5 protein-coding genes are annotated in these 12,832 nt (G+C 74.8%); 4 read left to right on the top strand and 1 reads right to left on the bottom strand.

The genetic code is table 11. The features are described 5' to 3' along the window. Window positions 1-103: 103 nt before the first annotated feature. Window positions 104-1,411: a DUF2510 domain-containing protein gene (locus J7I94_RS34145; RefSeq protein WP_215173607.1), complete on the bottom strand. Its 1,308-nt coding sequence runs from the start codon at window positions 1,409-1,411 to the stop codon at window positions 104-106. A gap of 272 nt (window positions 1,412-1,683) precedes the next feature. On the opposite strand from J7I94_RS34145, the gene J7I94_RS34140 reads away from it, so the two are divergent. From J7I94_RS34140 to J7I94_RS34125, 4 genes are all read left to right on the top strand, one after another. After that, window positions 1,684-4,362 (top strand): AAA family ATPase, encoded by a 2,679-nt coding sequence (locus J7I94_RS34140; protein WP_215173605.1) that lies wholly within the window; start codon window positions 1,684-1,686, stop codon window positions 4,360-4,362. Window positions 4,363-4,581: 219 nt separating this feature from the next. Further along, on the top strand, window positions 4,582-10,089 hold the full coding sequence (locus J7I94_RS34135; RefSeq protein WP_215173603.1) for a glutamate synthase-related protein: 5,508 nt from the start codon (window positions 4,582-4,584) through the stop codon (window positions 10,087-10,089). After that, on the top strand, window positions 10,086-11,840 hold the full coding sequence (locus J7I94_RS34130; protein ID WP_215173601.1) for a sulfite reductase subunit alpha: 1,755 nt from the start codon (window positions 10,086-10,088) through the stop codon (window positions 11,838-11,840). Before J7I94_RS34135 ends, J7I94_RS34130 begins: the two co-directional genes overlap by 4 nt. A gap of 2 nt (window positions 11,841-11,842) precedes the next feature. Beyond that, window positions 11,843-12,748, top strand: a complete 906-nt coding sequence (locus J7I94_RS34125) for a hypothetical protein (RefSeq protein ID WP_215173599.1) — start codon at window positions 11,843-11,845, stop codon at window positions 12,746-12,748. The last annotated feature ends 84 nt before the right edge of the window (window positions 12,749-12,832 follow it).

Here is a 12,832-nt window from a genome sequence, read left to right as displayed (position 1 = left end):
CACCGTGGGGACGGGGGCGGCGCGCACCCCCCGGCCGGGTGGGGCGCCCTTTGAGCGGAAGGGCGCTCCACCCGGCCGACAGCTCCCCGGGGCGGCGCGGCGGTCAGACGTCCTGGCCGCTGCCCGTGCCACCCGACGTCGACACCTCGATGCCCTCGACGATCTCGTCGATGACGGACTGCTCCTCGCTGACGTCGACGCCGAACCGCACGACGACGATCTGCTGCGGGTTGGCCGGCGAGGGGAAGGCCAGCGACTGGACGTAGCCGTCGGAGCCCTTGCTCGTGACGGCCTTCCAGCGGACCTGGTACCCCTTCTGCCCGGCCACGGTGACCGCCTTCGAGGACAGCACGTCGTGGGAGGTGATCGAGCCGTAGCTGTCGCCGCCGTAGGACTCCTCCGCGTTGGCCGAGATGTCCGCCTTCGCGACCTCCTCGGCGGTGGAGCCCTCGGTGCCCAGCACCATCGCCGGTGCCGAGTAGGCGCCGCCCTTGGTGCAGGAGGAGGCGCTGTTGCCGGGGCACTCGTAGGACTCGTTCGAGGAGACCTGGGCGCCGACCGTCAGTTCCTGGCCGTACCAGCCGTCCGGGACGGGCAGGCTGATCCCGCTGACCGCGTCCGGCACCGAGCCGCTCTCGATCCGGGGGGCCTCGGAGCCCTGCGGCGCGGGCGACTCGCCGTCGCCGCCGCCGGAGCCGCCGCCCGAATCGCCGAACGGGTTGTCCGGCAGGCCCTCGCCGTCCTGGCCGCCCGGGCTCCGCTGCTGCGAGACGGCGCGGTCGTCGCCCGTCCCGTCGCCGTCACCGGCCAGCGCGTACACGCCGACGCCGATGCTCGCCAGTACGGCCGCCGTGACGGCCACGGCTATCCCCGTCCGCAGACCGCTCCGCCGCGGGGGCGGCGGCTGCGCCGGGTACCCCGGGTGCGGGGGGTACGCCGCGTAGGCCGGCGGCGCCGGATACCCGGGGGCGGGACCGGCCACGGGAGGCTGCCCCGGCACGGTCGCGGTCCCGGCCACGGGCGGCTGCCCGGGTCCGGCGTCGGCTGCCGTCGGCTGTCCGGTGCCGGGTTCTGCGGTGCCGGGTTCTGCGGAGGCGGGCTCTTCGGGGGCGGGTTCTCCGGGGGCGGAGTTGGATGCGGCGGCGTCCGGCTGCCCGGCGACCGCGTCCCCCGCGACCGAAGGCTTCGCCAGTCCCGCCGGTCCCGCAGAGCCCGCCGAGCCCGCAGAGCCCGCCGGTCCCTCCGGCTCCGCCGCCTGATGCGCGCCGTCCGTCGGCGGCTGTTCCGGGGGACCCCCCGCGGGACGGATCCGGTCCGTCCACGCCTTGCCGTCCCACCAGCGCTCGGTGGCGGGACCGTCACTTGTCTGCCCGGGGTCCGGATACCACCCGGGAGGAGTCTCCTGCGTCATGTCCCCACCGTATGAGGCGTCGGTGAAAGTCGTATGAGAGGGAGGGGGGACTTTTCCCGACGCCCTGCCCGCGCCCGGCGCCGCCATTCCCGTACCGCCCCAAATGCCCAGCGTACGGTGGAGATTGGGCATCCGGGACCCACCTCCCTGCCCGTCCAGTACACGAAGTCGCCCGGTAAGGCAAGACCCGTAACGACCACACGGCGCCGTGCGGTTCGGGCGGCTAGGCTCGGAGTCGGTACGTCATTCGGGCGACTCGGGGAGGTAGCGGGATGACGGAGGCAAGGCCCACGGCAGCCGCCCCGGCCGCCCTGTGGGAGCGCGACGAGGAAGTCGCCGCCGTCGCACGGGCGGTCGACGCCCTGTGCGCGGACCGTTCGTCCTCCGGAGCCCTGCTGGTCTTCCGCGGCGAGGCCGGCCTCGGCAAGACCGCCCTGCTGGCCACCGCCCGCCGCCTCGCCGAGGCCCGCGGCTGCGCCGTCCAGCACGCGCGCGGCGGCGAGACCCTGCGGTCCGTCCCGTACAACGTCGTACGGCAGTTGCTCCAGCCCGCGCTCCTGCCGCTCCACCCCGACGAGGCCCGCGACCTCCTCGGCGACTGGTACGACATCGTCGGCCCCGCCCTCGGCACCGCCGACCCGGGCGAGCGGCAGGCCGACCCGAGGGGCGTGTGCGACGGGCTGGTCGAGACCGTACGGCGGCTGGCCGACGGCGAGGCGCCGCTGGTCCTGCTCATCGACGACCTGCACTGGGCCGACCAGGAGACCCTGCGCTGGCTCGCCGCGTTCGCCGAACACCTCGGCGAACTGCCCGTCCTGGTGGTGACCGCCTTCCGCTCCGGCGACGCCACCGGCGACAGCGCCCGGTACCTGGGCACGGTCGCCGCCCTCGCGCACGCCCCCGTCACCACCCTGAGCCTGCTCACCCATGAGGCCGCGGCCGGGCTCACCCGCGCCACCCTGGGGGCCGGCGCCGACGACCCGTTCTGCCGCGAGGTGTGGACCGTGACCGGCGGCAACCCCTACGACACCGTGGAGCTCCTCGCCAAGGTCCGCGACAGCGCCCTCGAACCCGTCGCCGCCAACGCCGCCGGACTGCGCGCCCTGAACGAGGCCGGCCGCGGCGTCGGCCTCATCGCCCGCCTGGAGGAACTCGGCGTCGACGCCCACCGGTTCGCCTGGGCCGCGGCCGTCCTCGGCACCGGCATCACCGTCTCCCTGTGCGCCGCGCTCACCACCATGAGCCGCGACGAGGCCGTACGCTGCGCCGGGCTCCTGCGGGACGACCGCATCCTCGTCGCGTCCGGCCCCGGCGACGACGCCCTGGAGTTCCGCCACCCGCTGATAGCCACCGCCGTCTACGAGTCCATCCCGGACGGGCTGCGCCGGGCCATGCACGGCATCGCCGCCCGGCTCGTCACCGACCTGGGCCTGGGCGCGGCGGCGGCCTCCCGGCACCTCCTCCAGGTCCACCCGGACGACGACGAGGAACTGGTCGAGCAGCTCCGCGAGGCCGCCCGCGAACACCTCGCCGTCGGCGCCCCCGACGCCGCCCGCCACTGCCTGGAGCGCGCCCTTGAGGAGCCCCCGCCGCCCGAGACCCACGCGCGCGTGCTCTACGAACTCGGCTGCGCCACCCTGCTCACCTCGCCCGCCACCACCGTCGGCCACCTCCGCGAGGCCCTCGGCATGCCCGACCTGCACGGTGACGAACGGGTGGACGCCGTCGTCCGCCTCTCCCAGGCGCTGCTCCACAACGACCAGCTGGAGGAGGCGGTCCGCACCGTCGAGACCGAGGCCGCCCGGCACCCCGACGGCCCCGCCCGCCTGCGGCTCCAGGCCGTCCAGTACATGTGGGAGGGCATCCACGCCGGCGAGTCCGTCGTACCGGGCCGCTCCGAGCGCCTGGCCGCCCTCGCCGCCACCTGCACCGGCCGGGACAACGCCGAGCGCGCCCTGCTCATCCTGCGCGCCTTCGACGCCATGACCCGCGGGGAGAGCGCCGAGGAGATCGCCGCGCTGTGCGACCGCGCCCTGGTCGACGGCCGCCTCGCCCCCGGACTCGGCTGGACCGACACCGAGTGGGGCCTGGAACTGCTGATGATGCTGGCCAGCGCCTACGCCTGCACCGACCGCCTGGACCGCGCCGACGCCCTCTTCGCCGAGGCCCTGCGCGCCTACGAGACCGCCGGCTGGAGCGGCGGCCACCTCGCCCTCGCCCACGCCTACGTCGGTCTCGGCCACCGCAGGCGCGGCCGGCTGCCCGAGGCCGAGGCGTCCCTGCGCGAGTCGCTGCGGCTGGCCGAGCGGGTCGGCCGCGGCCTGCCGCTGTACTGGTCGGCGACGTGCAACCTGGTCGACACCCTGCTCGCCCGCGGCCATGTCGACGAGGCGTGGGAGATCGCCGAGCAGTACGACTTCGCGCCGCCGTACCCGTCCACGATCGTGCTGCCCGACCCGCGCTCGGTCCGCGGCCGCCTGCTGCTCGCGGTCGGCCGCACCAAGGACGGCGTCAACGAACTGGAGGCCGCCGAGAAGGCCGCCACGGCCCGCGGCCACCACAACCCGGTGATGGTCCCCTGGGCGGTCGACCTGGCCCGCGCGCTGGCCGGCGAGGACCCCGCCCGCGCCGCCCGGCTGGCCGACGAAGCCCGCCGGCAGGCCGAGCGGTTCGGCACGGACACCGCCGTGGGGGAGGCCCTGCGCTGCGCCGCCGCGCTGGAGACCGGACGGCGCGCGGTCGGCCTCGCCGCCCAGGCCGCCGCCCGCCTGGCGGCCTCGCCCTGCCGCTACGAGCACGCCGCCGCCCAGGTCGAGTACGGCATCGCCGCCCGCTCCCCGGCCGAACTGGACCGGGGCCTGGCCCTGGCCCGCGACTGCGGCGCGGACGGCCTGGCCCGGCGCGCGGAACGGGCCCTGCGCGACGCCACCGGGCCGGACCGGACACCCTGAAACCCCCGGACACGCCGAGCCGCCCGGAAAAACCGCAGGCCACACACTTGCGGTAGGGGTTAGGCACGCCTTACCGTGCAGACGTACCACTCAGGGACCCGGCCGTCGCGCCGGTCCGCCCGCGGCGAGCGCTCCACCGACGCAGCCTGGCCGTTCCTCCCCAGCGCCCCGAGGGCCCGGGAGGCACCCCCAAGCCGGCACTCGCTCTCAGGACCGCTCTTGAACCACACCGCCACCGGTCTGTACGACCCTGCCCGCGACCACAGCGACTGCGGCGTCGGCTTCCTCACCCGTCTCGACGGCACCCCGAGCCACGACGTCATCCGCAAGGGCGACGAGGCGCTCCGCGCCATCCCGCACCGCGGCGGCACCTCCGCCGAGGGCGTCGGCGACGGCGCGGGCGTGAGCGTCGACCTGTCGGTCGAGTTCTTCGCCGCTCTCACCGGCACGGCCCTGCGCGCCGGGCACTTCGGCGTCGCCAACTGCTTCGTGCCCACCGACGCCGGCCGCCGCGCCGCCGCGACCGGCCTCGTCGCCCGGAGCATCGCCGAGCAGGGCTTCGAGCTGCTGCTGGTCCGGGACGTCCCCGTGGACCACAGCGTCGCGCGGCCCGCCGCAGAGCGGTACCAGCTGCCCCTGGTGCAGTGGGTGTTCCGCGCCCCCGAGCAGTGGGAGCGCCCCGAGGTCGACGCCGCCGCCCACCGCGCCCTGCTCGCGATCGAGGCCGTCGCCTACGCCGACGACACCTGCGCGGGGCTCTACCCGCTGTCGCTGAGCGCGCGGACCCAGGTGCTCAAGGGACGCCTCAACTCCGGCGAGGTCATCGGCTACTTCCGCGACCTGTGCGACCCGCGGCACTCCGTGCGCTCCCTGTACTTCCACACCCGGTTCTCCACCAACACCGAACCGCACCCGACGATGGCCCAGCCGTTCCGCCTCATGGCGCACAACGGCGAGCTCAACACCGACCGCAAGAACCGCCTGACCGACGAGGCCCTCGCCCGCGCCCGCACCCGCTCCATCGTGCGCCCGCCGGGGCAGTCCGACTCCAGCCGCCTCGACCAGACCCTGCAGAGCCGGGTCTTCGACGACGGCCTGGACCTCGTCGAGGCCGTCGTCACCCTCATGCCGCCGGCCTGGGAGAACGACCGCACCCTGCCCGCCGCCGTCCGCGACATGCTGGAGTACTTCTCGCTGTACGAGGAGAAGAACGACGGTCCGGCGGCCGTCATCTTCAGCGACGGGGACGTGATCGGCGCCCGCCTGGACCGGCTGGGCCTGCGCCCGCTGCGCACCGTGCAGACCGCCGAGTACCTCATGGTGGCCTCGGAGGCCGGCCAGGTCGCCTTCCCCGACGAGGAGGTCGTGCACCGGGGCCGCATCGAGGCCGGCGGCATGCTCGTCGTGGACCACCGCGCCGGCCGCGTCCTGCGCACCCGGGAGGTGCTCGACGCCCTCGCCGCGCGCCGGCCCTACAGCGAGCTGCTGGACGCGGCCCGCGTCAACCTCGACGACCTGCCCGCGCCCGACTACTACCGCGGCACGACCACGCTCGGCTACGACGGCGACCTGTCCCTGGCCGGCCGGTACGTGGCCTGGTCGCTGAACCAGGAAAGCTTCCGGTTCATGCTCGACCCGATGCTCGCCGACGGGTCGGAGCGGATCTCCGCGATGGGCTACGGCAACGCCATCAACGCGCTCAGCGACACCGAGGGCGGCATGGCGAAGTACTTCTCGCAGCGCTTCGCCCAGGTGACCAACCCGCCGCTGGACAGCATCCGCGAGGCCGACGGCATGAGCATGCGGGTCGCGCTCGGCCCGAAGCCCGACGGCACCGGCGAGTCGGTCGGGACCGCCGGGCGGCAGCTCGTGGTCTCCTCGCCCGTGCTCGGCCACCTCGACATGGTCCGGCTGCGCGACCAGCGGATCGTTCCGCTGGAACGTTTCGCCATGCTCTACGAGCCGGTGCCCGGGGACGCCACCGCCAACGCGGACGCGCTGCGGTCGGCCCTGGAGGGGCTCTGCGACGACGTCGAGCGGTTCGCCGCCGAGCAGGGCGGCATCGCGGTCCTCACCGACCGGGCGGTCTCCTCGACGCGGGCGCCGCTGCCGGTCGTCCTCGCCGTCGCGGCGGTCAACCAGCGCCTGATCGAGACCGGGCTGCGGCTGCGGGCCTCGCTCGTCGTGGAGAGCGGCCAGCTGGCCTCCTCGCACCACGTCGCCACCGCGCTCGGCTTCGGCGCCTCGGCGGTCTACAGCCTCAGCGCCCGGCTGCGCGCCGAGGAGCGGTACCCGAGCGCACCGGCGCCCGCCGGCGAGATCACCGAGACCGACCGGGCCCTGGCCAAGTTCCGCAAGGCGGCCGAGAAGTCCCTCGCCAAGACCATGGGCCGGGTCGGGCTGTGCACCGCCGAGAGCTACATCGGCGGCGAGTTCTTCGAGCCCAACTACCTCGACACCCGCGACGACGTCTTCGCCCGGATCTTCCCGCACCTGGAATCACCGGTCGGCGGCGTCGGGTTCGCCCGGATCGCGCAGGCCGCGACGGACTGGCACGAGCGGGCCCGGACCGTGGAGAGCGAGCAGCAGATCCCGCTGCTCGGGCTGTTCAAGGAGCGGTCGGACGGGGCCGGGCACTCCTTCGGCGTCAACGCCGTACGCGGCTTCGGCGGCATGACCGAGGAGCCGCCCGCCTTCGGGCGCGAGGACGACCCGGACGCCCTGCGGCTGCTCACCCTCGGCCAGCTCGACGACGCGTTCGGCATCACCGACGCCGCTTACCGCAACACCGGGTACGACGCGCTCAGCGACGCCGAGATCGACGCGTTCCGGATCACCCCCGGGTACCGCGCCTTCCTGCGCACCACCCACGAGGAACGCTCCCGGCGCCCGTCCGCGCTCCGCGACGTCCTCGCGCTGCCCGCCGACGTCACGGGGCTGCGTACGGCGGAGGACTTCGCCCGCGAGCTGGGACGCTTCTCGACCGACGGCAACGCCGGCGTCACCGCCCGCGGGGTGTCCGTGACCGCCACCGGCCCCGGCACCTTCCGGCTGCGCCTCACCGACCCGGGCACCGACCGCCACACCGCCCTCGCCGAGGGGCTCGCGCACCTCGGAGCGGCCGAGACGCTCGACGTGACCGCCGACGGCGTCACGGTCGCCGCCACCGGCCCCGTCGCCCGCCTCCTCGCCCTGCTCGACGAGGCACCCGAGAGCGTGCCGCTGGACGAGGTGCAGCCCGCGCACGAGATCACCCGGTCCCTGGCCTCCGGCGCCATGAGCCACGGCGCGCTGGTCGCGACCGCCCACGAGGCCGTCGCGCACGGCGCGAACATGGTCGGCGCGATGTCCAACAGCGGCGAGGGCGGCGAGCACCACTCCCGGTACGGCACCGTCCGCGGCTCCCGCATCAAGCAGTTCGCGTCCGGCCGGTTCGGCATCTGGGCGGGCTACCTCGCCGACCCGATGCTGGAGGAACTGGAGATCAAGATCGGCCAGGGCGCCAAGCCCGGCGAGGGCGGCCAGCTGCCCGCCCCGAAGGTCACCGTCGACATCGCCGCGGCGCGCGGCGGCACCCCCGGCATCGAGCTGATCTCGCCGCCCCCGCACCACGACACGTACTCGATCGAGGACCTCGCGCAGCTCATCCACGACTGCAAGGCCGCCCGGGTCCGGGTGGTCGTGAAGCTGGTCTCCTCGGAGGGCATCGGCACCATCGCGGTCGGTGTCGCCAAGGCCGGCGCGGACGTCATCAACGTCGCCGGCAACACCGGCGGCACCGGCGCCGCGGCCGTCACCAGCCTCAAGTACGCGGGACGGTCGGCGGAGATCGGCGTCGCCGAGGTGCACCAGGCGCTCCTCGCCAACGGCCTGCGGCAGAAGGTCGTCCTGCGCTGCTCCGGCGCGCACCAGACCGGTGGCGACGTCGTCACCTCGGCGCTGCTCGGCGCCGACAGCTTCGAGTTCGGCACGACCGCGCTGATGATGCTCGGCTGCGTCATGGCGAAGAACTGCAACGTGAAGTGCCCGGCCGGGCTCACCACCAACGCCGAGGCGTTCGAGGGCGACCCGCGCGCGCTGGCGCAGTACCTGCTCAACATCGCCCACGACGTCCGGCAGATCCTCGCCCGCCTCGGCCTGCGGTCCCTGCGCGAGGCCCGGGGACGCACCGACCTGCTCCAGCTCCTCGACCACCCGGCGAGCGTCGGCCGCCTCGACGTCCGCCGGCTGCTGGCCCGCGTCCCCGAGAAGACCGTGCCGGACCCGGAGTACCTGGAGAAGGACTTCACCACCGACGACGCCCTCATCGAGCGCGTCCGGACCGCCCTGTTCGAGCGGCGTGAGCCGTCCCTGCTCGTCGACGGCGTCCGGCTGCGCAACAGCGACAAGTCGGTCGGCGGGCAGCTCTCCATCGACGTGGAGCGGCTGCTCAACCACCAGCTCGCCGTGGACGCGCCCGCGGTCACCACCGACGACCGGGGCCGCCGCCGCCTCGCCGACGGCGCCGTCCACGTCCGCACCACCGGCTCCGCCGGACAGTCGTACGGCGTCTTCTGCAACGACGGCATCACCCTCGAACACACCGGCACCGCCAACGACGGCGTCGGCAAGAGCCAGAGCGGCGGCCGGATCGTCGTCCGCGCCCCGGGCGGCGGCAGCGCGGAGCGCGGCGGCAACGTCCTGGTCGGGAACTTCGCCCTGTTCGGCGCGACCGGCGGCCGGACCTTCGTGCAGGGCGAGGCCGGCGACCGGTTCGCCGTGCGCAACTCCGGCGCCACCGCCGTCGTCGAGGGCCTCGGCGACTTCGGCTGCGAGTACATGACCGGCGGCACCGTCCTCAACCTCGGCGGCTTCGGCAAGGGCCTCGGCAACGGCATGAGCGGCGGCTTCCTCTACCAGTACGACCCCACGGGCGAACTGCCCGGCCGGGTCAGCGCCGACTCCCTCCTCGTCTTCCCGGTGACCGACACCGCGCACGGCGCCTTCCACGAAGCGGCCGTACGGCTGCTGCTGGCCTGGCACGTGGAAGCCACCGGCTCCCCGCTCGCCGCCCGGCTGCTGGCCGACTGGGACGGCGAACGCGAGCACGTGTACTGCGGGATGCCCCGCGCGCTGCTCCTCTACCAGGACGCCGGCGAGATCCTCGCCGCCGCGACCCGGGGCGAGCTGCTGGACGAGCTGGCGACCTCGATCGCGACGGACAAGCTCCGCGCGTTCAAGGTCGACTACCGCGACCGCCGCACCGTGCTCGGCGGCCGGGCCCCGGCCTTCGGCGACCAGGGCGGCGACGACATGTTCTCGCTGCTGTCGTCGTACACCGTGCTCGGCGTCGCCCAGGACCTCGCGCTCCAGCGGGTGCCGGGAGCCACCGGCCCGGACGATCCACGGGTCGCCGAGGCCGTCCGCAACCTGGTGCTCACCGAGGACTTCTTCGTCAAGCAGCGCGTCGTGAAGTACCTGCGCGGCACGCTGGAGCGGTTCGGCGACGACGAACTCGCCACCCTCGTCGCGACCAAGCGCCTCGACGACTACAAGCGCGCGCTCAGCCTGCGCAACAACCTCGGCATGGACGCCCCCGGCACCTACGGCTGGATCATCCACCAGACCCTGAAGAACGCCGGCCGGCTCCGCGCCGCCCGGTTCGACGAACTGCTCGCGAACGCGGCACTGGACGACCTCGCCGCCCGCCGCGCCCCGCAGCCCCCCACCGAGGCGGTGACCGCATGACCCTCCTGCCCCCCACCGGAACCCTCATCCCGGCCGACGCGCCGTTCTCCGCCCAGCAGGAGTCCTGGCTCGCCGGGTTCCTCGCCGGCATCGCGGCGGCCGGCCGCCGGGACGCCGCGGCGGCCGACACCCCGGCGGTCACCGTCGACGTCCTGTTCGGCACCCAGACCGGCAACGCCGAGGCCCTCGCCGGCGAGCTCGTCGCCGGGGCCCGCGCCCGCGGCCTCGGCGGGAACGCCGTGGCCCTGGACGCGGTCACGCCCGAGCGGCTCGCCGCCATGTCCCACGTCCTCGTCGTCACCTCCACGTACGGCGAGGGCGAGATGCCCGACAACGCCGCACTGTTCTGGGAGGCGCTCCAGGCCGACACGGCCCCGCGCCTGGAAGCGCTGCGCTACGCGGTGCTCGGGCTCGGCGACCGTGGCTACGACGACTTCTGCCAGGCCGCCAAGGTCATCGACACCCGCCTGGAACAGCTCGGGGCCACCCGGCTGCACGACCGCGTCGACTGCGACGTCGACTTCGAGGAACCCGCGGCGGCGTGGACGGCCGCCGTCCTGGACCGCGTCGCCGCGGAGACCGGCGCGAGCGGCCCGACGGCGGCGGCGACGGTCCCCGCCCCGGCCGGCCCGGCCCGCTCCGCCTGGAACAAGCGCAACCCGTACCCGGCCCGCCTCGCCGTCAACCGGCTCCTGTCCGCACCCGGCAGCGCCAAGGAGATCCGCCACTACGAGTTCGACCTCGGCGACAGCGGCATCACCTACCAGGCCGGCGACGCGCTCGCCGTCGTCCCGGTCAACGACGACGTGCTCGTCGGCACCCTCCTGGAACACCTCGGCGCCACCGGCGACGAGGACGTCGACGGACGGCCGCTCGCCGAGGTGCTGCGCACCGGACGCGAGATCCGCACCCCGTCCAGGGACCTCGTCGCCCACCTCGCCGAACGCGCGCCGACCAGCGACCTCGCCGCCGTCGTCGCCCACGGCGACCGCGCCGACCTCGACTCCTGGCTCTGGGGCCGGGACGTCCTCGATCTGCTCCGGGACGCCGGGGCCGCCGCCCCCGGCCTCGACGAACTCCTGCCGTTCCTGCGGCCCTTGCAGCCACGGCAGTACTCGATCTCGTCGAGCCCGCTCGCCCACCCCGGCAGCGTCCACCTCACCGTCGCCTCCGTCCGCTACGCCACGCCGCTGCGCCGGTACGAGGGCGTCGCGTCGACCTACCTCGCGGGCCGTGCCGACGAGACCACCCCCGTCGGCGTCTTCGTCCAGCCGAACGCCTCCTTCGGGGTCCCCGCCGACGACGACGCCCCGATGGTCATGATCGGCCCCGGCACGGGCATCGCGCCGTTCCGCGGCTTCCTGCACGAGCGCGCCGCCCGCGGCGCCGCCGGACGCAACTGGCTGTTCTTCGGCGACCAGCACCGCGCCACCGACTTCGTCTACGAGGACGAGCTGACCGGCCTGCGCGAACGCGGCGTCCTCACCGAACTGGACCTCGCCTTCTCCCGCGACCAGGCCGAGAAGGTGTACGTGCAGACCCGGATGCGTCAGCGGTCGCGCGAGCTGTACGCGTGGCTGGAGGACGGCGCCCACGTGTATGTCTGCGGCGACGCCTCCCGCATGGCGAAGGACGTCGAGACGGCCCTGCTGGACATCGTCGCCGAGCAGCGCGGACGCGGCGCGGACGACGCCGCGGCGTACCTCGCCGACCTGCGGCGGGCGAAGCGCTACGTACGGGACGTGTACTGAGCATGCCGGAGCCGGAACCCCACGACGGCTGCGCCTTCCACGCGCACTGCGCCCGGCGCACCAGCAGCGTCCGGCTGATCGACGCGCGGATGCCGGAGCTGGCCCGGTGCATGACGCTGTTCCAGTACGTGCAGGCGGTCACCGGAGGGCCGGTCGCGCGGATCGAGCAGGCCGGCAGCTACGCGGTACCGAGCCGGCGCGGCGACGCGTTCGCCGTGCGTCCGGGCTCGATCGCGCTGCGCCTGGACGGCGACCAAGTGGCCTCGGCCGTGCTCGCGCGGGACAGGGAGGGCGGCACGGTCGCCCTGCGGCTGTCCGACGCGGCCGGGCGCACGGTGCACGAGGGGCGGCTGCTCTCCGAGGGCGACCGGCTGCTGGCCCAGCTCGCCGGCCCGGTCGAGGCGGGGACGACGGCGACCGGCCGGTCCGCGCCGCCCGAGGTGCCGGCCTGGGAGGACGGCGACCAACTCGCCCAGCTCGACGCGATCCTCACGGACGGGGGCGTCGCCCGGCGCGCGGCGTTCGCCCGGTACCGGGGCGAGCACCGGGCCGTCGACGCCGGTGTCGTCCCCGCCGTGCTCGACCACGTCTGCTCCGTCGGACTGCCGGTCGGCGTCGCGGTGTTCGGCCCGTCGGCGATGCAGGCGTGCGGCGGTCGCGTCCACGTCACCGACCGGACCGTCGGCGGCCGGGTGTTCGCGGCGATCGAGGACAGCTCGGTGGAGATCGACCTCGCGGGCGTCGCGGCCTGCCGCCTGGTCCGCTCCACGGCGGCGCACGGCCCGACCTCGGCCCTCGAACTCGACGACGAGGACGGGCGGTGCGTCGCGGTGATCACACAGTTCGGGATGGTCGGGGAGCAGGTGCACACGGCGTGGGAGCACCTGGCGGCATCCCTTCCTGACTAGGGAGGACTAGGGCCTGTCGTTTGGATCACGCCGCAGACGCGGGGTCTGGCACGCGCATCTGCGGCGTTGTCGTCACTCGCCGAC

Source organism: Streptomyces sp. ISL-12, assembly GCF_018614415.1.
Taxonomy (GTDB): Bacteria; Actinomycetota; Actinomycetes; order Streptomycetales; family Streptomycetaceae; genus Streptomyces.
Note: the sequence above shows the minus strand (reverse complement) of the source record. Positions and strands in the feature narration are given on the sequence as shown.